Raw genomic sequence first — 25,049 nt, 5'->3', positions numbered from 1 at the left:
GGCTCCTACAGGTATTGGGACGCGTTGTCCTTGGTGATCTGCGGCGACGGCACGACGGTGTCCTTCTCGACCTTGGCCCCGCCGAGGACCTCGACGGTGCGGTCCAGGGCGAGCTTGCCGATCACGTTCGGGCTGTTCAGGCCGGTGACGACGTAGTTGGTGCCGTCGAGGATGGCCTTGAGCGCCTCGGCCTGCCCGTCGACGCCGGCGAGCACGATCTGGCCGGCCTTGCCGGCCGCCGCGATCGCCCGCTGCGCGCCGAGGCACATCGCGTCGTTCTCGCAGAAGACGGCGACGAGGTCGGGGTGCTTGGCGAGCAGCCCCTCCATCACGGTCAGCCCGCCGTCGGAGCCCCAGTTGCCGAAGTCGGGGGCCTCGATCAGGGTGATGTCCGCCTTGGTACCGAGGACCGACTTCACCCCGTTGGTACGGGCGAGACCGATCGAGTTGTCGGCGGGCCCGCCCTTGATGATCGCGACCTTGCCCTTGACCCGGGCGGCCAGGAACTCGCCGTCCTGCCTGCCGATGGCCTCGTTGTCCGGCCCGATCCAGCTGGTGTACTCGCCGGTGGCGAACTTCCGGTCGACCAGGATCACGGGCTTGTTCGCGGCCTTGATCGCGTTCAGGGCGGCCGGCGCGGACTCGAGCGGGCCGCCGGAGATGATGATCGCGTCGACGTTCTTGCTCAGCAGGTCCTCGACGTTGGCGGCGAGCTTGGCGGCGTCGCCCCCGGCGTCGGTACTGATGATCTTCACGTTGCTCTTGGTCTTGGCCTGCGCGGCGATCGCGGCGTCCATGCCGCTGAAGTACGGCCCGCTGAGCAGGAAGTTCGCCACGCCGATCGTGTAGCCGTCCGGCTCGTCCTTCGACGAGGAGCAGCCGGTCAGCCCGAGCGCCGCCACCAGCAGCAGGGATAAAGCTCTTCTCATGCGCGTCCCTTCGCGACGGAACGCGGCAGCCTCGACCGTTGGACGAGGATGACCGCGATGATGATCAGTCCCTTGAGCACCTGCTGCCAGAACGACTGCACGCCGTACAGGTTCAGCAGGTTGTTGATCAGGACCAGGACGAGCACCCCGCCGAAGGCACCCTTCGCCGAACCCCGGCCGCCGGACAGGCTCGCGCCGCCGATGACGCAGGCCGCGATCGCGTCGAGCTCGAAAGCGACCCCGACGCTGGGTTGTGCGATGCCGACTCTGCTGGTGAGGATGATTCCGGCGAGTCCGGCACAGAAGCCGCTGATGCAGTAGGCGAGCACGAGGTGCCGCCGCACGTCGATGCCCGCGAGGCGGACCGTCTCGGCGTTGCCGCCGATGGCGATGATCGAGCGCCCGGGTGGCGTCCGGGCCAGGAACACGCCACCGGCCCCGAAGACGGCCAGCATGATCAGCGTGATTAGGGGGAAGGGGCCGATCATGGCCGAGCCCAGCGTGAGGAAGCCGGGATCGGCCGGTGCGATCGGCACCTCCGAGTAGACGAACGCGAGCCCGCGGATCGTGGTGAGCGACGCGAGGGTGACGACGAACGGCGCGAGCCCGAACCGGGCGACGAGGACGCCGTTGACCGCGCCGAACGCGACGCCGCTCGCGACGCCGACGAGCATCGCGACGGGGATCGGCAGGTCCGCCACGAGACCCGCGGTGACGATCCCGGCGAACGCGACGACCGACCCGACGGACAGGTCGATCCCGCCGGTGAGGATCACCACGAGCATGCCGAAGGCGAGCAGGCCCGTGGTGACCATCTGCTTGAGCAGGTTGGTGATGTTGGTACCGGTCAGGAAGCTCTCCGACGTGGTGGCGGCCACGACGATCAGCGCCCCGATCAGCAGCGCGAACGCGATCTCCACGGTCACGTCGCGGCCCTTGATCCGCACGGCGAGGGTGGTCATGCGATCGCCCTTTCCAGGACCTGTTCCTCGGTGGTGCCGGCGGACGGCAGCTCGCCGGCGAGCCGGCCCTGCCGCATGACGAGGACCCGGTCGGTGGCGCCGAGGACCTCGGTCAGGTCGGAGGAGATCAGCAGCACGGCGAGCCCGTCGCGGGCGAGACGGTCGATCATGCGGTAGATGTCGACGCGGGTGGCCATGTCGACGCCGCGGGTCGGTTCGTCGAGGATCAGCACCCGCGGGCCGGTGAGCAGCCATTTGGCGAGGACGACCTTCTGCTGGTTGCCGCCGCTGAGGTGGACGACCGGCATCCCGGCGCACTCCCGGGGCGCGATGGCCAGCCGCTCGATCATCGTGTGCGCGTCGGCCCGCTGCCGTTTGCGGTCCAGGAACGGGCCGCGCGCGGTGGACCGCCACGTGGTGAGGCCGATGTTGTCCCGGACGGTCATGCCGAGCACGAGGCCGCTGCCGGCCCGGTCCTCGGTCACCATGGCGACCCCGGCCCGGATCGCCTCCGCCGGACTCCGGAATGCCGCCCCGGGCCGGATCGCGCCTTTGCCGGGGGTCGTCGTGCCTGTCGCCGGTCGGGTCGCCCCGAAGACGCAGGCGGCCAGTTCGGTGCGGCCCGAGCCGACCAGGCCGAACAGGCCGACGATCTCGCCCGCCCGGACGGTGAACGACACGCCGTCGAACTCGCCCGGCCTGCCGAGGCCGTCGACGGTCAGCAGCGGCTCCCCCGGCCCGGGCCTGCGGTCCGGGTAGATCCGGTCGAGGGTCCGGCCCGCCATGAGCCTGATCAGCTCGCCCTCGTCCGTCTCCGCCGGGGTGGTGGTGGCGACGACCCGGCCGTCCTTGACCACGGCGATCCGGTCGGCGAGCTCCAGGACCTCGGCGAGGCGGTGCGACACGTACAGCACCAGCACCCCGCGGCCGCGCAGCCGCCGGATCAGCGCGAACAGCGCGTCGAGGTCGGCACCGGCGAGGACGGCGGACGGTTCGTCGAGCACGAGCACCCGCGGCTCGCTGACGAGCGCCTTGGCGATCTCGACCATCTGCTGCCGGGCGACCGACAGGCTGGCCGCCTTCACCCGCGGGTCGATCACGCCGAAGCCGGCCTCGTGCAGCAGCTGCGCGGCCCGCCGGTGCGCGGCCGGCCAGTCGATCAGGCCGTACCGCCGCGGGAAGCTGCCCATCAGGAGGTTCTCGGTGACCGACAGCTCCGGCACCAGCGACAGCTCCTGGTGCACCGTCCGGATGCCGTACGCGTGGGCGTCGTGCGGCGTGCCGAGGTCCAGCTCGGCGCCGTCCCAGGAGAGGCTGCCGGAGCTCATCGGCACCACACCGGAGAGCACCTTGATGAGGGTCGACTTGCCCGCGCCGTTGGCGCCCACGACGGCGAGGACCTCGCCGGGCTCGCCGTGCAGCGTCACACCGTGCAGGACCTCGACACCGGCATAGGACTTGTGGACGTCGCGAAGCCGCAGCGTCATCGGAAGGCGTCCATGACGACGACCGTCTTCTGCCTGGTGAGGTCCAGGACGGTGTCGTGGATGCCCTCCCGGTATCCGCCGGTGTCCTTGGTACCGCCGAACGGCAGGTTCTCGGCGCGCAGCGCGGTGGAGCCGTTGACGACGACGCCGCCGACGTCGAGCCGCCGGGCGATGCCCAGGGCCCGGGAGATGTCGCGGGTGAAGACGGCGGCGTGCAGCCCGTACGGCGAGTCGTTGGCGAGGCGGACCGCCTCGTCCGGGTCGTCGAAGCGGGCGACGGGCGCCACCGGCCCGAAGATCTCCTCGGCGAACGCGGGGCTGGTCGTGGGCACGTCGACGAGGACCGTCGGGTCCATGAACGCCCGCTTGCGGATCCCGCCGGCGGCGAGCCTCGCACCGTCGGCGACGAGGGTACGCACGGCGTCCAGGACCCGTCCGGCGGCCTCCTCGGTGATGAGTGGGCCGACGTCGGTGGACTCCAGGAGCTGGTCGCCGACGGTCAGTTTCGCGGTCTGCGCGACGAGCGCGTCGACGAAGTCGTCGTGGACGCCCGCCTGGACGTACACCCGCTTCACCGCGCAGCAGATCTGCCCGTTGCCGCGGGCGAGCCGGCCGAGGACGACGGCGCGGGCGGCCTCCTCGATGTCCGCGTCGGCGCAGACGATCAGCGCGTCGTTGCCGCCGAGCTCCAGGAAGACCTTCTTCAGGGTGCCGGCGGCGCGGCGGGCGATCTCCCGTCCGGCGGCGGTGCTGCCCGTCAGGGTCACCGCGGCGATCCCGGGCAGCTCGGCGAGCTGCCGGCTCACCTCGGCACCGCCCACGACGACCTGGTGGGCGTTCTCCGGTGCGGCCTCGTGGACCATGTCCGCGATCCGCAGCAGGCTCAGCGGGCAGCGGGCCGGGGGCTGCACCACGACCGCGTTGCCCGCGGCGAGCGCGGCGGCGGCCTTGTGCGCGTACAGCTCGACCGGGTAGTTGAACGGCGCGAGCGCGGCGACGACACCCAGCGGCTCGCGCACGGTGACGGCCAGGTGGTGCTCCAGGCCCGGCACGGCGTCCAGGGGGATCTGCCGGCCGAAGAGCCTGGTCGCCTCGCCGGCGGTGCCGCGGAAGATCCGGACGGCGGCCTGGACCTCGCCGCGCGTCTGCTGAATCGGTTTGCCGTTCTCGGCGGCGAGCAGCCGGGCGAGGTCCTCCTGCTCGGCCTCGATCCCGTCGGCGACCTTGCGCAGCAGGCCGGCGCGCTCGTGGGCCGGCGTGGCGGCCATCGCCCGCTGACCTTGCTGCGCGCGCTCGACGGTCGCGGCGACCCGCGCCGCGTCGGTCGTGGGCACCTCCCCCAGCACTTCCCCGGTGCCGGGATTGCGCACGGTGACAACGGCCATGATGGCTGGGCCCTCCTCGGGAACGGCGGTCGCGGGCGTGCCCCATTCGTGCAGGGCAGGTCCGCCGGCGCCGTCCGGCGAGGAACGTGGCGAAACCGCGGTGAGTGAGGGTGGGCTCACCGGAATCGGTCTTTGTTAATGTACCGAACGAACCTCTGAAGTCAAGGTCGGCATACGATCGGTGGATGAGCTTCTACGACGTGAAGATCGCCGGCCTGCAGGGCGACCCTCTGGACCTCGGCCAGTTCCGCGGGCACCCCGTGCTGGTCGTCAATGTGGCCTCGAAGTGCGGGCTGACCCCGCAGTACTCGGAGCTGGAGGCGCTGCAGAAGGAGTACGGCGACCGCGGCTTCTCCGTGCTCGGGGTGCCGTGCAACCAGTTCGGCGGGCAGGAGCCCGGCACGACCGAGGAGATCGCCGAGTTCTGCAGCACCACCTACGGCGTGACCTTCCCCATGACGGAGAAGGTCGAGGTCAACGGCGAGGGCCGGCACCCGCTCTACCAGCAGCTGGTCGACACGCCGGACGCCGAGGGCCACACCGGCGACATCCGGTGGAACTTCGAGAAGTTCCTGATCGCCGCCGACGGCACGGTCGCGGCCCGGTTCTCGCCCCGCGCGACGCCACAGTCCGACGAGGTCGTCAAGGCGATCGAGGCCGCGCTCTAGATTTTCCCCGCGCTCGGGTTTCGCAGCGCTGAGATTTCCGGTGCTTAGATTCCCAGCGCTTTTCTGGCGTAGCTCAGATCGTCGCCGGGCGTGTAGCGGTAGGCCGAGAGGCCTGCCGCTCGCGCCGCGCGGATGTTGCGGTCGGCGTCGTCGATGAACAGGCACTGCTTCGGGTGCGCGCCGACGAGGGCGCACGCGGCGCGGAAGTAGCCCGGCGCCGGCTTGTGCACGCTGATCTCCGAGGAGTTGGCGATCGCGTCGAACTGCTTGGCGATGCCGTGCCGGTCCAGGACCTCACCGAGGTCGTCCATGGCGTTGGTGGCCAGGCCGACCTTCATCCCGGCCTTGCGGACGTCCTTGACGAACTGCAGCACCTCGGGCACGATCTCGCCCTTGTCCTGGTCCCATTCCTGGACGACGGCCAGGTCGACGCCGAGCGCCCCGGCGATGGACTCCAGCCACTCCTCGCGCTTGATCTCCCCGGTGATCGCGGGCAGCTGCCGGTCCCATTCGAGCCCGGTGGCGAGGATCGCGCCCGGCTCCAGGCCGTGCCGGGTCTCGATCGCGGCGGCGATCGCCGGGTCGTGACGGCGCAGTACACCGTCGAAATCGATCAACAGGGCGGTCGGCCGGACCGTCATGCGGCTTCCTCCGTGCGCAGTCGCTGCGAGATGACCTCGGTGACACCCTGGCGCATGGTGACGCCGTACAGGGCGTCGGCGACCTCCATCGTGCGCTTCTGGTGCGTGATGATGATCAGCTGGCTCTTCTCGCGGAGCTGCTCGAAGAGGGTGATCAGGCGGCCGAGGTTGACGTCGTCGAGGGCGGCCTCGACCTCGTCCATGATGTAGAACGGCGAGGGGCGGGCCCGGAAGATCGCGCACAGCAGCGCGACCGCGGTCAGCGACCGCTCACCGCCGGACAGCAGCGACAGCCGCTTGATCTTCTTGCCCGGCGGGCGGGCCTCGACCTCGATGCCGGTGGTGAGCATGTCGTCGGGGTCGGTGAGCACCAGGCGGCCCTCGCCGCCGGGGAACAGCACCGCGAAGACCTGCTCGAACTCCCGGGCCGTGTCGTGGTAGGCGCTGGTGAAGACCTCGAGGATCCGGTCGTCGACGTCCTTGACCACGGTGAGCAGGTCGCGGCGGGTCGCCTTGAGGTCCTCGAGCTGGTCGGAGAGGAACTTGAAGCGTTCCTCCATCGCCGCGAACTCCTCCAGCGCGAGCGGGTTGACCTTGCCGAGGAGGTTGAGCTCGCGCTCCGCCTTCGCCGAGCGCTTCTCCTGCGTGGCCCGGTCGAACGGCACCGGCTCGGGCGCCGGACGGCCGTCGGCCTCGGCGGCGGCCAGCTCGGGCGCGGTCGGCGGCACGTCCAGGTGCGGCCCGTACTCGGCGACGAGGGTGTCGGCGTCGAGGCCGAACTCCTCGGCGGACCGCGCCTCGAGCTGCTCGATCCGCATCCGCTGCTCGGCCCGCGCGACCTCGTCGCGGTGCACGGCGTTGGTGAGCCGGTCCAGCTCGCCGGTGAACTGCTTCGCGCGGCCCCGGACCTCGGTCAGTGTCGTCTCCCGCTCGGCGCGGGTCTCGGCGAGCGCGTCGCGGGTCTCCTGCGCCTCGGCGATCGACTCGGCGAGGTTGGTGAGCGCCAGCTGCGCGGCGGCCGCGACGGTCTCGGCGACCTTCGCGCCGCGCGCCCGGGTGGCCTTGCGCGCGGCGGCCCGCTCACGGGCGGCGCGCTCCTGGGCGGCCTGGCGCAGCAGGGCGTCGGCGCGGCCGGCGAGGGCGCCGACCCGCTCCTCGGCGGTGCGGACGGCGAGCCGGACCTCCATCTCCTGCTGGCGGGCGACGGGCACCTCGGCGGAGAGGTCGTCGCGCTCCATCGTCGAGGGGTCCTCGTCGATCGGGGTCTCCTCGGCCAGGGCGAGGCGCTCCTCCAGCTCGGCGAGGCTGGTCACGCCGGACTCGCGGGCGGCCTCGGCCTTGGCCCGGGCCGCGGCGTGCCGCTCGACCTCGGCCTTCGCGGACTTCGCGGCGGCGCCGAACTCGGCGAGGCGGCGGGCGGCGGCGTTGCGGGCGCTGTCGGCCTCCTTCTTCGCCGCGGCGGCCTCCTGCACCTGCTGCTTGGCGCCGGTCGCCGCGTGCCGGGCGAGCGCGAGCAGCTCACGGGCCTCGGCGACGCGGTGCTCGGCGTCGACCTTCTGCTGCCGGGCCTCCTCGACGGCGGCCTGGACCTCGATGTAGCTGTGCTGCTTGCCGGACCCGCCGGCGGCCGCGTAGGCGCCGAGGACGTCACCCTCGGGCGTGACGGCGCGCAGGTTCGGCGCGTACGACACGATCCGCTTCGCCACCGCGAGGTCGGGCGCGAAGACGACGTCGCCGATCGCCCGTTCCAGGGCGGGCCGCAGCTCGTCGGGGGCGCGGACCAGGTCGAGGGCCCAGGCGGCGCCGGGCGGCAGCGGGACCCGCTCGACCGGCGGCGCCGTGTGCGTCGGCGCGGACGCGATCAGCAGCGCGGCCCGGCCGGCGTCGTCCTGCTTGAGCATCTCCACCGACGCGGTGGCGCCGTCGATGTTGGCGACCGCGACGGCGTCGGCGAGGGCGCCGAGCGCGGCGGCGAGCGCCGCCTCGTGCCCGGCCTGCACCGACAGCAGCGCGGCGACGCTGCCGAGCATGCCCGGGATCCGGTCGGCGCGGGCGAGCAGCGTGCCGGCGCCGTCCTTGCGGCGCAGACCGGTGGCGAGGGCCTCCTCGCGGGCCTTCCACTGCGCGGCGTCCTTCTCGGCCGCCCGCTCGGCGTCGCTGTGCTGCTTGACCTCGTTGTTGATCTCGTCGAGCTCGCGGGTCGCCTCCTGGTGGCGGATCTCCAGGTCGGCGTTGGCGTGGTCGGCGACGCTCGCGCCGGCGCTCGCCTCCTCGTAGAGGGCGGCGGCGTGCTCGGAGCGGGTCTCGGCCTCCGCGAGCTGCACCGACAGGCGCTCGATCTCGTCGGCCGCGGCGGTCGCCCGGCTGCGGGCGGACTCGACCTGGCCGGTGAGCTTCGCGAGGCCTTCCCGGCGGTCGGCGATGGCCTTGTGCGCGGCGACGATCGCCTTCTCCGCGAACGCGAGCCGCCGCTCCAGGTCCTGGCGCCGGTCGACGGCCTCGGCGAGCCGCTCCTGGCTGGCCTCCAGCGCGGCGCGGAGCTCGTCCTCCTGCTCCCGGACCTTCTCCGCCTCGGCGGTCAGCTGGTCGGGGTCGCGGCCGGGACGCTCGTCGACCGGGGCGGCCGACAGGTTGCGGTGCCGCTCGGCGGCGAGCTGGTGCAGCGAGCGATACCGCTCCTGCAGCGTGGACAGCTGGAACCAGGTGTCCTGCGCCTCGGCGAGCACCGGCGCGTCGGCGGCGTGCTCGGCCTCCAGCATGGCGAGCCGCTCGTTGATCGACTCGACCTCGGCCTCGACCTCCTCGCGGCGGGCCCGCAGCGCGGTCTCGTCGGCGATCTCCTTGTCGAGGGTGGTGCGCAGCGTGGCGAGGTCGTCGGCGAGCAGGCGCAGCCGCGCGTCGCGCAGGTCGGCCTGGATGCCGGCGGCCCGGCGGGCGACCTCGGCCTGCCGGCCGAGCGGCTTGAGCTGGCGGCGCAGCTCGGTGGTGAGGTCACCGAGGCGGTTGAGGTTGGCGGCCATCGCGTCGAGCTTGCGGATCGCCTTCTCTTTGCGCTTGCGGTGCTTCAGTACACCGGCGGCCTCCTCGATGAACGAGCGGCGGTCCTCCGGCCGGGCGTGCAGGACGCCGTCGAGCCGGCCCTGACCGACGATCACGTGCATCTCCCGGCCGATGCCGGAGTCGCTCAGCAGCTCCTGGATGTCGAGCAGGCGGCACTGGTTGCCGTTGATCTCGTATTCGCTCTCGCCGGAGCGGAACATCCGGCGGGTGATCGACACCTCGGTGTAGTCGATCGGCAGCGCACCGTCGGTGTTGTCGATCGTCAGGGTCACCTCGGCGCGGCCCAGCGGCGCGCGGCCGGCGGTCCCGGCGAAGATGACGTCCTCCATCTTGCCGCCGCGCAGCGCCTTCGCGCCCTGCTCGCCCAGCACCCAGGAGATCGCGTCGACCACGTTGGACTTGCCCGACCCGTTGGGCCCGACGACGCAGGTGATGCCCGGCTCGAGACGCAGCGTGGTCGCGGACGCGAAGGACTTGAAGCCCTTGACCGTCAGGCTCTTGAGATGCACGGATCTCCACGGGTCGAGGTGGGTGCTGTTCCAGGCAGACTACCGCCCGGCAGGATACCGAATCAGGCAGCGCCGCACACCATAATGCGCGTTACCCGTGCCTGCGGAATTGCACCGATCATCATTCGCAACCATTGTCGACGCTGCGTCGTTACACGACTGCACGCCGCTCATTCGTTCGTTGACATAACCGTATTCGGATGCCGCGGTCACGTATGGTCGCCGTCGCTCCGTTTGGCTTCGCTTCGGTTGCCCTGATCGCGCTTGCGTGCCATGGCCGCGTTTGCGCCGGTCTCCGTCGCGATTCGCCGGTCGAGCCCCGGCTGACCCGGTCGAGCCCCGGTTGACCTCGGTCGACTTCGCTTGAACATGACTGCGCGCCGATACCCAGAGGATGATCGGCGCGCGGGTTTGCTGTTCAGTTTCTGCTTAGGTGCCAGTGCAGAGCGCCGGATCCACCGGCGTTCTTCGTGCTTGCGAAGGCCTGGGTCAGGCCATCGCCGGCTCGACGAGCCGGACCAGGTGATCCGTCTCAGCGGCCGCCGCAGCGAGCCGGTCATTCTCGGCGCGCAGCCGGACGACCTCGAACTCGAGCGCCCGGACCTTGGCACGCAGTTGGGTGACCTCGTCTACGAGGCGCCGATCGGGCGCGCCGCCTACGTGGCCGAAGAGGGCCTTAGCCATATCGTCTCCTTGATAAGCGCAGCCGGTCGGATTCCGGCAAACGCGCGCCCAGCACCCGCGACCGAAGCACTAGGGCATGATTGGGCGCGACTGGCGACCCCTCTATGTTCGCCCCCCGGCGGCGACTTAGTCAAGCCAACCGGCACGCCAAACGTCCTGGCCAGGGTGTTCTCACTCACCCGGGTGCGTGATCACACCCCTGTAGCCGATCGTGGCAGTGTGCCACCGGTTGCCCGCAAGCGCCACTGCAAAGTAGCGTCGTGTCGGAGAAATTCTGATCTATGACACCCGTGAGGAGACCCGCGATGACGGCGCCCCAGCCCGGCTTGACGGCCCGGCTCGGACCCACCGGCATCGCCGCGATCGTCACGGCGGTCCTGATCGTCTTCGGCCTCGGCGCGATGATCGTGCCCGCGCTGACCGACGGCGGCGGCGAGCCCTCGGCCGCCGCGGCGGCCGCCGGTCCCGCCCCGGCGACGGTCGAACCCGTCGCCGAGACCACCGAGGCCGCCTCCAGCGCACCCCCGCCGAGCGCCGCCCCCACCACCGGCAAGGCCACCCCCACGGTCAGCGTCGGCTACAACAGCGGCTATGAGGACCGGGTGGTGCAGCTGGTCAACAGCGAGCGCCGCAAGGCCAAGTGCGAGGCCGTCCGCATGCACCCGCAGCTGCGGACCGCGGCGCGGGCACACAGCGCCGACATGGCCGTCCACGACTTCAGCCGGTCGCAGGGCAGCGACGGCAGCTCCCCCGAGGACCGGGTCGCCAAAGCCGGCTACAACGGCTTCGCCGACGAGCTGGTCGCCAAGGGCGGCGACGCCGGCGACGTCGTCAAGAGCTGGCTGCGCGACGGCGACGACCGCAAGACCCTGCTGGACTGCGCCACGAAGTCGATCGGCGTCGGTGCCGCCATGCGCGGCAGGACGCCTTACTGGACAGTGGACACCGGCCGTGCTTGAGGGGGCCCAGCATCGTTAGTCCGGTCGTGGACCGGGTTCCGACGCTCCTGCCACTGCGGGCGCATCCCCACGCCCGGCCGCACGCATGGGAGATCGTCGCGGGACACGGTGCCGCGTTCACCGTCGTCATCGACATCGCGGGCGGACCCGGCAGCGGGCGCGACCCGGCCTACACGGCTGCCCTGAGCAAGCTCGCCACGGCGGGCGTCCGGCTCCTCGGCTACGTCGACGTCGACCTGTCCACCAGGCCGATCGAGCGGATCCGCGCCGACGTGTACCGCTGGGCCGGCTACCCGGTGCGCGGCGTCTTCCTCGACAAGGTGCCGGTCAGCCCGCACTCGATCGGCCCGGTGGCCATCGCGGCCCGGCTCGCGCAGCGCGCCGACCTGCCCGACGTGGTGCTCAACCCGGGCGCCCCGCCGGACCAGACGTACCGCGACCTGGGCCTGCCCATCTGCGTCTTCGACGGCAGCTGGCGCGACTACCGCCGGTGGAACGGCGCGGGCGCCCTGCCCGGCGACGGCCACCTCGTGCACGCGGTGCCGCCGTGGGAGCTCGACGAGGCCGCCCGGCTCCAGGTCTCCCGGGGCGCGGGCTTCGGCATGGTCACCGACCTGGGCGCTCCCGACCCGTACTCGGACCTGCCCGCCTGGTGCGGCCAGGTGCCGGGGCTGGCCGAGCTCAACCCGCCGACCCCGCTGCCGCGCCGCCCCCGCCCGCACCGCCTGATCAACGCCGGCTCCGCCCCACCGAGCTCCGCCGCCGCGGCCGGCCGGACCGGCCGCACGGGTTGACGGACCGCCCCCGCGCGCGGCTGCGATCTGGTCGCCGCCCAGCGCCACCAGAGCGCATCGGCCGGCGCGCCGCGGGGATGCGGACCGGGCACGACCGGACCGATGCGGGGTTGCGGGGAAACGCTGAGGGATGGGGCTCAGCGCGGTGACCGGGCCGCCGGGACTCGGGGGCGGGGCTGGCAGCGGGGACAGGAGAAGGACGACCGGTTCATGAACGACTCGCGCCGGATCGGGGCGCCGCAGCGGTTGCACGGCTCGCCCTCGCGGCCGTAGGCGTTGAGCGAGCGGTCGAAGTAGCCGCTCTCGCCGTTGACGTTGACGTAGAGGGCGTCGAAGCTGGTGCCGCCCTGGCCGATCGCCTCGTTGAGCACGTCGCGGACGTGGGCGAGGAGGCGGCGGACCGCCGGGCGGGTCAGCTGGTCGGTCGGGCGGGCGCCGTGCAGCCTGGCGCGCCACAGGGCCTCGTCGGCGTAGATGTTGCCGACGCCGGAGATCAGCGTCTGGTCGAGCAGGGCTCGCTTGACCTCGGTGCGGCGGCGGCGGAGGTTGTCGACGAACGCTTCGTCGGAGAACGAGGGGTCGACCGGGTCGAGCGCGATGTGGGTCAGTTCCAGGGGCAGGATCGCGCCGCCCGCGGAGACCGCCAGGCCGCCGAACGTGCGCTGGTCGACGAAGCGCAGCTCAGGGCCGTCGTCGTCGAAGCTGAACCTGACCCGCAGGTGGATCTCGGCGGGTGCTTCGACGGGCTGCATGAGCAGCTGGCCGGACATGCCGAGGTGGCCGACCAGGGCGTCCTCGTCGTCGAGCGGGAGCCACAGGTACTTGCCGCGGCGCTGGACGGCGCCGACGCGGCGGCCGGCGAGGACGTCGGCGAAATGGACGGCGCCGGGCAGGTGGCGGCGGATCGCCCGCGGGTGCAGCACCTCGACGGTGGCGATGCGCCGGCCGGAGACCCACTTGTCGAGGCCGCGGCGGACGGTCTCGACCTCGGGCAGCTCAGGCATCAATCTCCAAACAAGGGTCAGATCGCGTAGTGCCAGACGGTGATCAGGTAGGCCCCGTACCACAACCCGAACGCCGCGCAACCCGACAACACTAGCGCCGCCGTGCGGGGCTTCGCCCGGCCGAGCGCGACCGCCGGCGGGATCAGGACGATCAGCACCGGGACCAGGAGCCGCGGCTTGGAGTGGTAGTAGCCGCCCTGGCCCAGGACGAGGACGAGCGCGATCAGGCCGTACACCAGCAGCGGCGGCCAGACGCGTTGCGCCACGGCTGTCGCGGCCAGCACGACGACGCCGATGACCATCCAGGCGATGCTCACCTGGATCCAGCCTTCGCCGGTCCGCAGGGCGTCGCGCACGAAGGCGAACGTGGACGTGCCGTAGTCGAACGTGGTGCCCCAGCCGGCGGTCTGGATGTCGAACCACGCGCCGAGGTCGCCGACCCGCAGGCCGACCCACAGCAGGTACCCGGGCACGCCGGCGAGCGCGACGGCCGCCGCCAGGATCGGTTGCCAGACCGGGGTCCGCGACCCGGCGGAGCCGGAATCAGAGTCGGGGTCGGAGTCGGGGTCGGAGTCGGGGTCGGAGGAGACCCGGGCGGGGGTGCGGTAGCTGCGGTACACGGCGATCGCGGCGGCGACCGCGAGCCCGATCGCGGCGGCGGCGCCGGTGGGCCGGGACAGTGCCGCGCCCAGGCCGAACACGCCCGCGGCGAGCCAGTCGCCGCGGTGCGCGAAGAGGAACATGCCGGCGACCATCGCGACGAACAGCGCTTCCGAGTACGCCATGGACAGCGCCATCGACATCGGCTGCGTGCAGAACAGGGCGGTCAGCGCCAGCCCGACGCGCTCGTCGTAGAGCCGGGTGCCGAGCGCGCAGATGAGGACCGCGGCGAAGGCGCCGGCGATCCACGCGACGGTGATCGCGGCGGTGCCGACCTCGAGACCGGTCGCCAGGTGTACGACGCGGACGAGCATCGGGTAGCCGGGGAAGAAGGCCAGGCCGTTGCCGGTGAGGGCGCCTTCGGTGGTGTAGCTGTAGCCGGTCGGGTAGCCCTCCTCGGCGAGCCGGACGAAGTGCCCGCCGTCCCAGGCGAGCAGCCGGCTGCGGACCTCCCCGTTGTCGGCCATCCACCAGACGAACGCCAGCTGGAACAGGCGGCTCACGGCGTACACGGCGAGGGGCAGGGCCCACAGGATCCGTGTGTCGCGCCGCCGTGCCACCTCAGTCACCGCGGTCAAGGTCACCTCTCAGTGGCTCCGACGGTTCCGGTGGCCGCGCGGACAGCTCCCGCCAGGCTGCCTCGGCGGCCCGCTGCTCGGCTTCTTTCTTGCTGCCGCCCTGCGCTCCGCCGTAGCGGCGTTTGGCGACGATCACCCAGGCGGTGAACCGCTTGGCGTGGTCGGGGCCCTCCTCGTCGATGCGGTACTCGGGGACGCCGAGGCCGCGACCGGCGGTGAGCTCCTGCAGGCTGGTCTTCCAGTCGAGCCCGGCGCCGCGCAGGGCGGCCTCCGCCATCAGCTCGTCGAACAGCTTGTGGATCACCGTGGCGGCGGTGTCCAGGCCGTACTGGAGGTAGATCGCGCCGATGAGCGCCTCGAGGGTGTCGGCGAGGATGCTGGCCTTGTTGCGGCCGCCGGTCGCTTCCTCGCCCTTGCCGAGCAGCAGGTAGGGACCGATGCCGTCGGGGCCGAGCCGCCGGGCGACGTCGGCGAGGGCGCGCATGTTGACCACGCTGGCGCGGAGTTTGGCCAGCTGTCCCTCGGCGAGGTCGGGGTGGTTGTTGAACAGCGCGGTGGTGATCACCACGCCGAGCACGGCGTCGCCGAGGAACTCGAGCCGCTCGTTGGTGGGTAAGCCACCGTTCTCGTAGGCGAAGGACCGGTGGGTCAGTGCCCGCCGGAGCATGTCTGGCTCGAAGTCCACTTCGAAGGCGGTTTCGAGCGGGGTCGGGTTCGTCACGAGCGCTCTCCCAATGCGTCACGGATGGTGAGGCCGCCGGCCGAGGAGAGTTCGGTCAGCAGATCGTCGGCGAGCCCGGCGACAGCGGGGATGACCCGCTCGCGGTGCAGGCGGGCGGCGAGGGCGATGCCGGATGCGATGTCGGGGCCGTCGGCGGAGCCGTGGCAGACGACGACGGTGCCGGCGATGCCGAGCAGGGCGGCTCCCTGTTCGGCTCTGCGTTGGCCGGCGGTGGCACCCTCAAGGCCTTTGAGCAGGATGTTGCCGGTGAAGCCGTCGGTGACGACCACGTCGGCCGGGCCGCCGAGCGGTACGTCGTGGCCTTCGACCAGACCGATGTAGCGGCCGCCGGCGGGCAGTGCCCCGTCGTGCAGGGCGACGGCGACGGCCCGGCGGAGCCGGTCGCCCTTGCCGGGTTCGCTGCCGATGGACAGCAGCCCGACGCGGGGGGCGGCGACGCCGAGGGCGGCGCGGGCGTACGCGGCGCCGAGGACCGCGTGCTGCACCAGCTCCAGCATCGTGCCGTCGATGGTCACGCCGACGTCGAGGAGCAGCACCGGGCCGTGCGGGGTGGGAACCTGCGCGGCGAGCCCGGGCCGGCGCACGCCGCGGAAGCGGCCCAGGACGTGGGCGGCGGCGGCGACGACGGCGCCGCTGGCACCGGCGGAGACCATCGCGTCGGCGTGACCGGCGTAGATCGCCTCCGCGGCGGCGCGCACGGTGGATTCCCGCCGGACGTGGCGCAGCGGGGCGTCGCCCATGCCGACGGTGCGGTCGACCACGCTGACGGTGACGGGGGGGGGGGGCGGGGGGGGGGGGGGGGAGAGGGAACCGGCTGGGGAAGTCGGGGGGTAGCAAAGGGGGGGAGGGGGGGGTGGGGGTGTTTTTCCCACGTGCGAAGGGTGGGTCGCACTGCTTGGCTTGTTGTCGTTTTGTGTCTGCTCCCCCCCCCCGCGCCGATGACCTCGTCGGCCGACTCGCGTGGCCCTACGAGGAGGAGATGCAGGTCTGGGTCGGCGCTGCACGCGCGCAGAGCGCCGTCAACCACGACGGCGGGAGCGCTGTCCCCGCCGAGGAGGTCGACGGCGATCCGCGCGGTGCCGGACGGGGCGTGCCCGCCGTGCGGCGACCTGTCGGATCGCGTCACCCGGATCCGGAAATCAGACCTCGATGACCTGACGGCCGTTGTACGTGCCGCAGACCGAGCAGGCAGCGTGGGGCAGCTTCGGAGAGCGGCACTGCGGGCACGGCTGCGTCTGCACCGCGACGGCTTTCCACTGGCTCCGGCGCGACCGGGTGTTGCTGCGCGACATCTTCCGCTTGGGAACGGCCACGGGTCTTACTCCTCTGAGTGCTTGATCTGGGTCAGGGCGGCCCAGCGCGGGTCGAGCTGCTCGTGGTTGTGACCGGCGGGCAGCTCATCCAGCGGCACCCCGCAGTCGGGGCACAGCCCTGGGCAGTCTTCACGGCACACGGGGTTGGCGGCCAGGGAGAGCACCACCGCGTCCCGCAGTGCCGGCTCCAGGTCGATCAGGTCGCCCTGCAGCCGTCCGACCTCGTCCTCGTCGGTCGTCTCGTCCGTGGTGCTGTGCTCATAGGCATAGAACTCTTGGATCGGGACGTCCAACGTGGCACTGATCGGGCGCAGGCAGCGTCCGCACTCGCCCACCAGCGGGCCGGTGACGGTGCCGGAGACGAGAACGCCTTCTGACACCGACTCCATCCGAAGCTGGAGGTCGAGCTCGGCGCCGACAGGCACGCCGATCAGCTCCAGACCGAGGTCCTCGGGTGCCGGCACCTGTCGCGAGACCGCGTGCATCGCGCCCGGTCGGCGCGGCAGGTCCACGGTTTCGAGGACGAGCGGCTTGCGGGGATCGAGGTGCGGGTGCGTGTGATTCGGCATCTTCAGACTCCGGCCAGGCAGGGCCGACGGACAAGGCTACCCGAGCGGCAGAACTCCCGTCGAATCGCCCCACCCCGTGGCTCCATCAGCTTCAGAAGGGCAGCGGCCGGTCGTCGTCGCCGGACGGTGTGAATGAGCCTATCTCGCGCAGCGCGTGCATCTTGTCGCGGCCGCGCTCGATCGAGGCGAGGGAGCGGGTGAGGAACTGCTCGAAGTTGGCCAGGGCCGTGTCGACGTAGTCGTCGACCTCGTCGCGGAGGCGCTGGGTCTCGGACCGCGCCTCGTTGATCATGCGGGAGGCCTCGTGCTCGGCGGAGACGACGATCTCGTTGATCGAGACGAGCCGGTTGTGCTCCGACTCGGCCTCCGTGATGATCCGCTCGGCCTCGCGGCGCCCCGCGTCGACGATCTTGTCCCGCTCGTCGAGCAGCGCGGAGGCGCGCCGAAGCTCACCCGGCAGGTCGGCGCGCAGCTGGTCGAGCAGGTTGATCATCTCGGCGCGGTCGGCCACGAAGTTGCTCCGCGACATCGGCGCCGACCGTGCACCCTCGACCAGCGCGATGATCTGGTCGATGCTCTCGAGCGGATCCACTTGCGGTCACTCCCTGTCCCCACGGCAAACAACGACACCATCATGCGGCCCAAACCATGATGCCGCTCCATCGCCACACGGAAAGCCCTGAGTTTCAGGGATTCACGAGCCGTTCTCGCAGCAGGTTTGCCACAAGGTCGGGCACATGCGGCGAAACGTCGCCGCCCCATTTCGCGACCTCTTTGATGAGGCTCGACGAGACGAAGGAGTACTTCGGGTTGGTCGGCATGAACAGCGTCTCGATCCCGCCGAGCCCGTAGTTCATCTGCGCCATCTGCAGCTCGTAGTCGAAGTCGCCGGCGACCCGGACGCCCTTGACGATCGCGCCGACGTCGTTGGAGTGGCAGAAGTCGACGAGCAGGCCCTGGAACGCGTCGACCCGCACGTTGGTGTACGGCGCCGTCACCTCCGCGAGCATCTCCTTGCGCTCCTCGACCGTGAACAGCCCGGCCTTGCTCGTGTTGATCAGCACCGCGACGACGACCTCATCGAACATTTTCGACGCGCGCCCGATGATGTCCAGGTGTCCGTTGGTCACCGGATCGAACGAACCGGGACACACCGCGCGCCTCATTGCACCAGCCCAAGCCTCATGAGCGGGGACCGTACCAAAGCCGCTCATGCCAACCGCGTCACACGCCCGCGTCGCGTTCGGCATACCACAGCGTCGTCTCGCCGTAGCGCCGCTCCGCGAGCTGGCGGAGGCCCTCGGGCCAGCGCATCGGGGCGCCGCGGGTGCCGCGCTCGACCACGACGACGGCACCGTCGGCGAGCCAGCGGGCGACGAGCGCGTCGAGGACCGCGCCGACCCGCTCGTCGGTCACGGCGTAGGGCGGGTCGGCGAACACCACGTCGAACTTCTCGTCCGGCTCCTGCTGCAGGAGGCGCTCGACCTTGTCCGCGACCAGCTTGACGGTGGCGCCGACGTTCAGGGTGGCGATGTTGGCGCGGACGATCCTGGCGGCCTTCGCGTCGGCCTCGGCGAGCAGGACGTGGGCGGCGCCGCGCGAGCAGGCCTCGAAGCCGACGGCGCCGGAGCCCGCGTACAGGTCGGCGAACCTGGCGCCATCGAGGTCGACCAGGGTCTCCAGGCTGCTGAACAGGGCCTCGCGGACCCGGTCCGAGGTCGGTCTGGTGCCCTGTCCCGCCGGTACTGTCAGTCGCCGGCCGCCGAGCGAGCCGGCCACGATGCGTGTCACGCCGTCCAGCCTAGGCTCGGCCGCGGAGTGACCCGCACCACTCTCCAATCAGACATTCCCGATTTTTCATGTTGTACTGCGATTCAATTGGGCATGACTGCTCTGCGTGCTCGACTACGGAGAGTAGTTGGCGTCTGAGCAGGTCTTTTCAACGCTGCGTAGCTGGTCTTACGCTTCATGGAGTCGCGACAAACCGTTACGACTACCCATGAATTGGGGAGACGTTGATCCGGGCCGAGAACAATCGGTCACCGCTTTGCGGCCCGGGGAGTCAGTGGTGAGACCGCCCCCAGACTGCGAACTCGGGGGCACGTCTTGCGGAAGACCCTGCTCGTTCTCGGCAGCACCCTGCTCTTCGGGGGCGCCTTCGCCGGTACGGCCTTCGCCTCGTCGGCCATCTCCTCGGCGTCCTGCGTTTCGGCCGCTTCGGCGACGTACCGGCACACGTTCGACGGCCCGGCCGGCACCGCGACCATCACCTCGACCGCACCGCTGTGCGACGGCGAGCGGCAGGCCTTCACGCTGGTCTCCTACACCGCCCCGGCGAAGTCCTTCGGGAACCCGCAGTTCGTGTACGCCACGCACACCGCCTCCGTCACCGCCTCGACGCCGTCGGTGACCCTGCACGTCGACGTGCCCACCTGCTACACCCAGGTCGACACGATCTTCGGCACCAACGTGATCAACCCGATCGTCGACGGCGGCCCGCGCTACGGCACCACCAAGGTCGGCGACACCGCCGCTCCCGGCAGCCGGTCGGCGGGCGTGCGGGCCTGGTACAACGGCGGCAGCGCGACCTGCGCGCCGAAGCCCGCGGCGACCTTCACCAGCGCCTGCGACGGCACCCTGACCGCCCACCTCACCAACGCGCCCGCCGCCAACGTGGACGCCGTGTTCGAGCTCGCCGGCAAGATCGTCCGGGTCGCACCGGGCGCCTCGCTCGACGTGCCGGTGGCCGCCAAGCAGGTCACGGTGAAGGACAACACCTTCAAGACGGTGACCGCCGCCTGGACCGAGCCGGCCTCGTGCTCGACGCCCGAGCCGACCACCTCGCCGTCCGCCTCCGTCTCGCCCTCGGCCTCTGTCTCGCCTTCGGCCTCTGTCTCGCCCTCCGCCACCGTCTCGCCGTCGGCTTCGGTGTCCGAGTCGCCGTCCGGGTCCGCGTCGGCCTCCCCGTCCGTCTCTTCGTCCGTCTCTTCGTCGGTCTCGCAGTCCGCGTCGCCGTCCGCTTCGGTGTCGGAGTCGCCGTCGGCGACCGCGTCCCCTTCGGTGACCGCCACCGCCTCCCCGTCGGTGACCGAGTCCGCCACGGTCGAGCCGTCGAAGTCCGCGCCGGTCTCCGAGTCGCCGGCCGGGCCCGCGTCCCCGTCGGCCACCTGGACGAACAACCCGGTCGAGACGGTCACCGAGATCACCCCCGGCAGCGGTACGGGCAACGGCGGCGGCACCGAGATCGTCTCCACCACCGGCGGCTCCCCCACCGGCTCGACCGGCCTCCCGGTCACCGGCGTGAACACCACCGTCCTCGGCGGCGCGGCCATCTTCATGATCGCGTTCGGCGGTGGCCTGATCCTGCTGAGCCGCCGCCCCCGCCGCGGCCGCCACGCTGCCTGACACCCGCACCACGAACGTCACGCACCACCCCGCAGCACCGCCCGGCACCGCTCGGCACCGCTTCGGGCACAGCACCTCCCCCGCAGCACCGCCCGGCACACAGCACCGCCCAGCACCGGCACGGCAGCAATGCACAGCAACCCCGCCGCGCCGCCCGCAGCACCGCCCAGCACCGCCCAGCACCGCCCAGCACCGCCCAGCACCGCCCCGCAGCACCGCAGCACCGCAGCACCGCAGCACCGCAGCACCGCAGCACCGCAGCACCGCAGCACCGCAGCACCGCAGCACCGCAGCTGAGTCTCAGCGGGTCGGCTGGCATGGCCGGCGCCGTGGCAGAGGGATTCGGTGAGGGCCGGATCGACCATCAGGTCGGTCCGGCCCTTTGCCGTGTCCGGGGCGGGCCGGGCCAAACGTGTGGCGCGGTCACGGCCGGGCGGTCGTCAGCCCTTCTCCAGGTATTCGGCGCGTTCCTCGTCGACGAGGTGGGAGACGGTGGCGGCGAGGCCCGGGTGGCGGGTCAGCTCGCGGTCGTCCTCCAGCAGCTCGAACGCCTCGGCCCTGGCCTCGCCGATCAGGTCGGCGTCGCGGAGCAGGGACAGCAGCTTCAGGTGGGAGCGGCGGCCGGACTGGGTGGCGCCGAGGACGTCGCCCTCGCGGCGTTGCTCCAGGTCGAGCTCGGCGAGCTTGAAGCCGTCGGTGGTCGACGCCACCGCGTCCAGGCGGGTCCGCGCGGCGGTGCCCTCGCCGGACTCGGTGACGAGCAGGCAGAGGCCCGGCGCGCTGCCCCGGCCGACCCGGCCGCGGAGCTGGTGCAGCTGGGAGACGCCGAAGCGGTCGGCGTCGAGGATCACCATCATCGTCGAGTTGGGCACGTCGACGCCGACCTCGATCACCGTGGTGGCGACGAGGACGTCGAGGTTGCCGGCGGCGAAGGACCGCATGACGCCGTCCTTCTCGTCGGCGGGCAGCCGGCCGTGCAGGACGCCGATGCGCAGGCCGTGCAGCGGGCCCTCCTCCAGCTGCGGCGCGACGTCGAGGACGGCGAGGGGCGCGCGGCGGTCGTCGTCGCCGGGGGCCAGGTCCTCGCCGTCGGACTTCGCGTCGCCGATGCGGGGGCAGACGACATAGGCCTGGTGGCCGGCGGCGACCTCCTCCCGGATGCGGCGCCACGCCCGGTCGAGGAAGGCGGGCTTGTCCGTGGCCGGCACCACGTGCGACGCGATCGGCGAGCGCCCGTTGGGCAGCTGGCTGAGCACCGACGTCTCCAGGTCGCCGAAGACGGTCATCGCGACCGTGCGCGGGATCGGGGTGGCCGTCATGACCAGCACGTGCGGCGGCTGGTCGGCCTTGGCGCGCAGGGCGTCGCGCTGCTCCACGCCGAAGCGGTGCTGCTCGTCGACGACGATGAGGCCGAGGTCTTTGAAGGTGACGCCCTCATACAGCAGCGCGTGCGTGCCGACGATGATCCCGGCGGCGCCGGAGCCGATCTCCTCCAGCACCTTGCGCTTGGCCGCGGCGCCCAGCGAACCGGTCAGCAGCGCCACCCGGGTCGCGTCGGGGGCGGCGTCGAGCTCGCCGGCGCGGGCCATGCCGCCGAGCAGGTCGAGCACGTTGCGGTGGTGCTGGGCGGCGAGGACCTCGGTCGGGGCGAGCATCGCGGCCTGCCCGCCCGCGTCGACGACCTGCAGCATGGCCCGCAGCGCGCACACGGTCTTGCCGGAGCCGACCTCGCCCTGCAGGAGCCGGTGCATCGGGTGCGGCCGGGCCAGGTCCGTGGCGATCTCGGTGCCGACGTCGCGCTGGCCGCGGGTCAGCTCATACGGCAGGCCGGCGTCGAACGTCGACAGCAGCCCGTCGTCGCGCGACGGGCGCGCCCGGGCGGGCCAGTCGGCGGCGCGGTGCTTGCGCTGGACCAGGGTCAGCTGGAGCGCGAACGCCTCGTCCCACTTCAGCCTGCGGCGCGCGAAGAACAGCGACTCGCGGGACTCGGGGCGGTGGATCTCCCGGAGCGCCTTGTCGAGCGAGGACAGCTTCCGCTTGGCCCGCACCGTCGCCGGCACGGGATCAGGGGTCGGCGGCAGCACGTCGAGCACCGTGCGCACGGCCGCCGCGATCCGCCACGTCGGCACCTTCGCGGTCGCCGGATAGACGGGGATGATCGCGCCGGCGAACTCCTCGACGCTCTCCTCGCCCTCGGCGCCGTCGAGCAGGACGTAGTCGGGCTGGTTGAGCTGCAGTTTGCTCTGGAAGCGGCCGACCTTGCCGGAGAACAGGCCCCACCTGCCGGGCCGCAGCTGCGACTCCCGCCACGCCTGGTTGAAGAACGTGACGCTGAGCTCGCCGCCGCTGTCGTCGCCGACGACCACCTCCAGCAGGGACCCGCGCTTGCCTGCGGTCTTGCCCCGCTGCTGCACGAACGTCCGCGACGACACCCGCTTCACCTGCCCGAAGACGGTGACCTCGGTGTCCATCTCCAGGGAGCGGATGTCGGTGTGCTCGCCGCGCTCCTCATATCGCCGGGGGAAGTGATAGACCAGGTCACCGACGGTGTGCAGGTTGAGGCTGTCGGCGAGCAGCTTCGCGCCGTTGCCGATCACCTTCTGCAGCGGTGTGGTCAGGTCGATCTCGGTCACCGGCTCACTCCACCCCGACCAGCAGCGGATAGTGCGGCTGGTCTCCCTCGTAGCACTGCACTTCGACGAACGGCCACACCCCCGCGACGTGCCGCCGCAGCGTCTCCCCCAGCCCCGGGGGCGCCCCCTGACCCGTGATGAGGGTGACCAGCTCGCCGCCGGCCAGCAGCATCCGGTCGAGCAGCAGGCACGCGGTGCGCTCCAGGTCCTGCCCGACGAGGTTGACCTCCCCGTCGACGATCGCGAGCACGTCACCGAGCTGGCATCGCCCGGCGACGGTGAGCGCCTCCCGGGCCGCGACGGTGAGCTCCGCCGACCGGCACCGCGCGGCGGCCTCCGCCATCGCGATCACGTCGTCCTCGAACCTGCGCCCCGTGTCCCGCACGGCCATCGCGGCGAGCGCCTGCACCGGCGACCGCGTGGGCACGACCCCGGCCCGGATCCCGGCCGCCCTGGCCTCCTCCGCCGCCGTGTTGGCGACGGCGAGGACATTGGCGTCGTTGGGCAGGACCACGACCCTGGACGCGCCCGTCGCCCGGATCGCGGCGAGGACCTCCCCCGTCGACGGCGTCCCGGTCACCACCGTGGCCCCCTCGGCGGCGAGCAGGTCGGCGAGGCCCCGCCCGCTGCACGCGACCACCACCCCCGACGCGGCGGACCGCAGCGCGTCGCCGGACGGCTCCCGCAGCGGCTCCGACACCCAGAACGACCCTGTCGACTCGGACCCCACCGCGAGAGCAGCGGAAGCACCGGCGGAGGAGCCGGACGGGTCGAGCGCCGCTGAAGACACAGAAGCCGCCCCGGACGATGCGGAAGCCGCCCCGGACGATGCGGAAGCCGCCCCGGGCGATGCGGAAGCCGGGACGGGCGATGCGGAAGCCGGGACGGGCGGGCCCGCCACCTGAGCCGGCAGACCGGCGATCTGCTCGGCGAACCTCGTCACGCTGATCCTGCTCGGCCGCCCGGCCGCGATCCCGGCCTCGATCGCGGCGCCGACGTCATTGACGTGGACATGGACGTGCCAGGTGGGGTCGTCGCCGACGATCACGAGCGAGTCGCCGAGCGCGCCGAGCGCCTCCCGCAGCGGCTCGATCGCCGGCTCGGGGGCGTCGAGGAGGAACTGCACCTCATAGCCGAACTCGACCGACCCGGCCTCGCGCTCCATGAACCCGGCCGGGACGGTGGCGGCACCGGACGGCGCGGTGTCGAACCCGGGCGCCGCCTCCCCGGTCAGCGACGTCACGAACGCCTCCAGCAGCACGACCAGGCCGCGCCCGCCGGCGTCCACGACCCCGGCCCTGGCCAGCACGGGCAGCTGCTCCGGGGTCCGCGCGAGCGCGACCCGGGCCGCCTCGGCCGCCGCCCGGGCCACCTCGACGACACCGCCCCGGCCCGCCGGTGACCTGCCGGAGACCGACATGGCGGCGGACGCGGCGGCGGACGCGACCGACAGCACCGTGCCCTCCACCGGCGCGGCGACCGCCGCGTATGCCGACTCCGCGGCCCGCCCCAGCGCCGCCGCGAGCTCGGACGGCCCGACGGCCCGCGCCGTGGCCAGGGAGGACGCGAGGCCCTTCAGCAGCTGGGCCAGGATGATGCCCGAATTGCCGCGGGCGCCCAGCAGCGCGCCGCGCGCCGCGACCGCGAGCAGCTCCGCCGCCCCCGCGGAGGCCGGGGCGGCGGACACGGCGGCGGTGGCGGCGGACATGGTCAGCGCCAGATTGGTCCCGGTGTCGCCGTCAGGCACGGGATAGACGTTGAGCGCGTCGATCTCGGACCGGTGCCGGCGCAGCGCGTCGAGACCGCCGGCACACCACCGGCGGACCGCAGCCGCGTCCACACTCTCTGGCACGCGCCAGAGCCTATCGGCGACCACCGACATTTTCCCGGCCCGCCACCCGCGCCCCGCGCAGCGGGCGCCCGGCAAGGGCCGATTGGGTGTCCGCGGGTCCCATCAGGTAACCTTGCGGGGTTGCCCGCCGGTTCGCCGGTCGGTGACACCTGGAATCCGCCGCCGGCCCGCCCGGTGGAGGGCTCCAGCCCGAGACGCAATCAATCCCAGGAGAT

The 25,049-nt window shown here is 72.2% G+C and carries 21 protein-coding genes and 1 pseudogene; 4 read left to right on the top strand and 18 right to left on the bottom strand.

Annotated features, from left to right (window positions below):
• Positions 1–5: 5 nt before the first annotated feature.
• From ACZ6TV_RS04565 to ACZ6TV_RS04550, 4 genes are read right to left on the bottom strand one after another with little or no spacing between them, the layout of a single operon-like run.
• Positions 6–929 (bottom strand): substrate-binding domain-containing protein, encoded by a 924-nt coding sequence (locus tag ACZ6TV_RS04565; protein WP_465295330.1) that lies wholly within the window; start codon positions 927–929, stop codon positions 6–8.
• Entirely contained in the window at positions 926–1,891 is a 966-nt protein-coding gene (locus tag ACZ6TV_RS04560; RefSeq protein WP_465295328.1) for an ABC transporter permease, read from the bottom strand. Before ACZ6TV_RS04560 ends, ACZ6TV_RS04565 begins: the two co-directional genes overlap by 4 nt.
• Positions 1,888–3,378, bottom strand: coding sequence for a sugar ABC transporter ATP-binding protein (locus tag ACZ6TV_RS04555; protein ID WP_465295326.1), 1,491 nt, complete (start codon positions 3,376–3,378; stop codon positions 1,888–1,890). Before ACZ6TV_RS04555 ends, ACZ6TV_RS04560 begins: the two co-directional genes overlap by 4 nt.
• Complete coding sequence (locus ACZ6TV_RS04550) at positions 3,375–4,763, bottom strand: aldehyde dehydrogenase family protein (protein WP_465295324.1); 1,389 nt, start codon at positions 4,761–4,763, stop codon at positions 3,375–3,377. The genes ACZ6TV_RS04555 and ACZ6TV_RS04550 overlap by 4 nt, the downstream gene beginning before the upstream one ends.
• Positions 4,764–4,948: 185 nt before the next feature.
• On the opposite strand from ACZ6TV_RS04550, the gene ACZ6TV_RS04545 reads away from it, so the two are divergent.
• A complete protein-coding gene (locus tag ACZ6TV_RS04545) occupies positions 4,949–5,431 on the top strand; it encodes a glutathione peroxidase (RefSeq protein ID WP_465295322.1) in 483 nt (160 codons plus the stop codon).
• A 44-nt stretch (positions 5,432–5,475) separates the two neighbouring features.
• Here the strand turns inward: ACZ6TV_RS04545 and ACZ6TV_RS04540 are convergent, their stop codons facing one another.
• From ACZ6TV_RS04540 to ACZ6TV_RS04530, 3 genes are all read right to left on the bottom strand, one after another.
• Positions 5,476–6,072 (bottom strand): HAD-IA family hydrolase, encoded by a 597-nt coding sequence (locus tag ACZ6TV_RS04540; RefSeq protein WP_465295320.1) that lies wholly within the window; start codon positions 6,070–6,072, stop codon positions 5,476–5,478.
• Positions 6,069–9,641 (bottom strand): chromosome segregation protein SMC, encoded by a 3,573-nt coding sequence (smc, locus tag ACZ6TV_RS04535; protein WP_465295318.1) that lies wholly within the window; start codon positions 9,639–9,641, stop codon positions 6,069–6,071. The genes ACZ6TV_RS04540 and smc overlap by 4 nt, the downstream gene beginning before the upstream one ends.
• A gap of 489 nt (positions 9,642–10,130) precedes the next feature.
• On the bottom strand, positions 10,131–10,325 hold the full coding sequence (locus tag ACZ6TV_RS04530) for a hypothetical protein (RefSeq protein ID WP_033357811.1): 195 nt from the start codon (positions 10,323–10,325) through the stop codon (positions 10,131–10,133).
• Between the two features lie 305 nt (positions 10,326–10,630).
• Between ACZ6TV_RS04530 and ACZ6TV_RS04525 the strand changes: the two genes are divergently transcribed.
• Both ACZ6TV_RS04525 and ACZ6TV_RS04520 read left to right on the top strand, forming a co-directional pair.
• Complete coding sequence (locus ACZ6TV_RS04525; RefSeq protein WP_465295316.1) at positions 10,631–11,284, top strand: CAP domain-containing protein; 654 nt, start codon at positions 10,631–10,633, stop codon at positions 11,282–11,284.
• A gap of 26 nt (positions 11,285–11,310) precedes the next feature.
• Positions 11,311–12,078, top strand: a complete 768-nt coding sequence (locus tag ACZ6TV_RS04520) for a spherulation-specific family 4 protein (RefSeq protein WP_465295314.1) — start codon at positions 11,311–11,313, stop codon at positions 12,076–12,078.
• Between the two features lie 137 nt (positions 12,079–12,215).
• On the opposite strand, the gene mutM is transcribed toward ACZ6TV_RS04520, so the two are convergent.
• From mutM to rsmD, 9 genes and pseudogenes are all read right to left on the bottom strand, one after another.
• Positions 12,216–13,082, bottom strand: a complete 867-nt coding sequence (mutM, locus tag ACZ6TV_RS04515) for a bifunctional DNA-formamidopyrimidine glycosylase/DNA-(apurinic or apyrimidinic site) lyase (RefSeq protein WP_465295312.1) — start codon at positions 13,080–13,082, stop codon at positions 12,216–12,218.
• Positions 13,083–13,099: 17 nt separating this feature from the next.
• Positions 13,100–14,311: a mannosyltransferase family protein gene (locus ACZ6TV_RS04510; RefSeq protein WP_465295310.1), complete on the bottom strand. Its 1,212-nt coding sequence runs from the start codon at positions 14,309–14,311 to the stop codon at positions 13,100–13,102.
• Complete coding sequence (gene rnc / locus ACZ6TV_RS04505) at positions 14,304–14,987, bottom strand: ribonuclease III (protein ID WP_465296103.1); 684 nt, start codon at positions 14,985–14,987, stop codon at positions 14,304–14,306. Before rnc ends, ACZ6TV_RS04510 begins: the two co-directional genes overlap by 8 nt.
• A 50-nt stretch (positions 14,988–15,037) precedes the next feature.
• Positions 15,038–16,188: pseudogene (locus tag ACZ6TV_RS04500) on the bottom strand (phosphate acyltransferase PlsX).
• 13 nt (positions 16,189–16,201) lie between these two features.
• Positions 16,202–16,375 carry a 50S ribosomal protein L32 gene (rpmF, locus tag ACZ6TV_RS04495; RefSeq protein ID WP_033357807.1) on the bottom strand — a complete coding sequence of 58 codons (174 nt, stop codon included), beginning with the start codon at positions 16,373–16,375 and terminating at the stop codon, positions 16,202–16,204.
• Positions 16,376–16,380: 5 nt separating this feature from the next.
• Positions 16,381–16,944: a YceD family protein gene (locus ACZ6TV_RS04490; RefSeq protein ID WP_465295307.1), complete on the bottom strand. Its 564-nt coding sequence runs from the start codon at positions 16,942–16,944 to the stop codon at positions 16,381–16,383.
• A 91-nt stretch (positions 16,945–17,035) separates the two neighbouring features.
• Positions 17,036–17,536 (bottom strand): ATP synthase subunit B family protein, encoded by a 501-nt coding sequence (locus tag ACZ6TV_RS04485; protein WP_465295305.1) that lies wholly within the window; start codon positions 17,534–17,536, stop codon positions 17,036–17,038.
• A 94-nt stretch (positions 17,537–17,630) separates the two neighbouring features.
• The gene (gene coaD, locus ACZ6TV_RS04480; RefSeq protein WP_465295303.1) at positions 17,631–18,110 is read right to left on the bottom strand and encodes a pantetheine-phosphate adenylyltransferase; all 480 of its coding nucleotides are present in this window, start codon (positions 18,108–18,110) and stop codon (positions 17,631–17,633) included.
• A gap of 58 nt (positions 18,111–18,168) precedes the next feature.
• Positions 18,169–18,735: a 16S rRNA (guanine(966)-N(2))-methyltransferase RsmD gene (gene rsmD, locus ACZ6TV_RS04475; RefSeq protein WP_465295301.1), complete on the bottom strand. Its 567-nt coding sequence runs from the start codon at positions 18,733–18,735 to the stop codon at positions 18,169–18,171.
• Between the two features lie 315 nt (positions 18,736–19,050).
• Here rsmD and ACZ6TV_RS04470 point away from each other — a divergent pair, with 315 nt between their 5' ends.
• Positions 19,051–20,349: a hypothetical protein gene (locus tag ACZ6TV_RS04470; protein ID WP_465295299.1), complete on the top strand. Its 1,299-nt coding sequence runs from the start codon at positions 19,051–19,053 to the stop codon at positions 20,347–20,349.
• A gap of 440 nt (positions 20,350–20,789) precedes the next feature.
• Here the strand turns inward: ACZ6TV_RS04470 and recG are convergent, their stop codons facing one another.
• The gene (gene recG / locus ACZ6TV_RS04465; RefSeq protein WP_465295297.1) at positions 20,790–22,982 is read right to left on the bottom strand and encodes an ATP-dependent DNA helicase RecG; all 2,193 of its coding nucleotides are present in this window, start codon (positions 22,980–22,982) and stop codon (positions 20,790–20,792) included.
• Positions 22,983–22,986: 4 nt separating this feature from the next.
• Positions 22,987–24,834 carry a DAK2 domain-containing protein gene (locus ACZ6TV_RS04460; protein WP_465295295.1) on the bottom strand — a complete coding sequence of 616 codons (1,848 nt, stop codon included), beginning with the start codon at positions 24,832–24,834 and terminating at the stop codon, positions 22,987–22,989.
• Positions 24,835–25,049: the final 215 nt, after the last annotated feature.

Source organism: Dactylosporangium sp. NPDC051087, assembly GCF_055586325.1.
Note: the sequence above shows the minus strand (reverse complement) of the source record. Positions and strands in the feature narration are given on the sequence as shown.

Coding starts and splice junctions, on each gene's coding strand:
- ACZ6TV_RS04565 (WP_465295330.1), bottom strand. CDS start 929: ATGAGAAGAGCTTTATCCCTGCTGCTGGTGGCGGCGCTCGGGCTGACC.
- ACZ6TV_RS04560 (WP_465295328.1), bottom strand. CDS start 1,891: ATGACCACCCTCGCCGTGCGGATCAAGGGCCGCGACGTGACCGTGGAG.
- ACZ6TV_RS04555 (WP_465295326.1), bottom strand. CDS start 3,378: ATGACGCTGCGGCTTCGCGACGTCCACAAGTCCTATGCCGGTGTCGAG.
- ACZ6TV_RS04550 (WP_465295324.1), bottom strand. CDS start 4,763: ATGGCCGTTGTCACCGTGCGCAATCCCGGCACCGGGGAAGTGCTGGGG.
- ACZ6TV_RS04545 (WP_465295322.1), top strand. CDS start 4,949: ATGAGCTTCTACGACGTGAAGATCGCCGGCCTGCAGGGCGACCCTCTG.
- ACZ6TV_RS04540 (WP_465295320.1), bottom strand. CDS start 6,072: ATGACGGTCCGGCCGACCGCCCTGTTGATCGATTTCGACGGTGTACTG.
- ACZ6TV_RS04530 (WP_033357811.1), bottom strand. CDS start 10,325: ATGGCTAAGGCCCTCTTCGGCCACGTAGGCGGCGCGCCCGATCGGCGC.
- ACZ6TV_RS04525 (WP_465295316.1), top strand. CDS start 10,631: ATGACGGCGCCCCAGCCCGGCTTGACGGCCCGGCTCGGACCCACCGGC.
- mutM (WP_465295312.1), bottom strand. CDS start 13,082: ATGCCTGAGCTGCCCGAGGTCGAGACCGTCCGCCGCGGCCTCGACAAG.
- rnc (WP_465296103.1), bottom strand. CDS start 14,987: ATGCTCCGGCGGGCACTGACCCACCGGTCCTTCGCCTACGAGAACGGT.
- ACZ6TV_RS04490 (WP_465295307.1), bottom strand. CDS start 16,944: ATGCCGAATCACACGCACCCGCACCTCGATCCCCGCAAGCCGCTCGTC.
- coaD (WP_465295303.1), bottom strand. CDS start 18,110: ATGAGGCGCGCGGTGTGTCCCGGTTCGTTCGATCCGGTGACCAACGGA.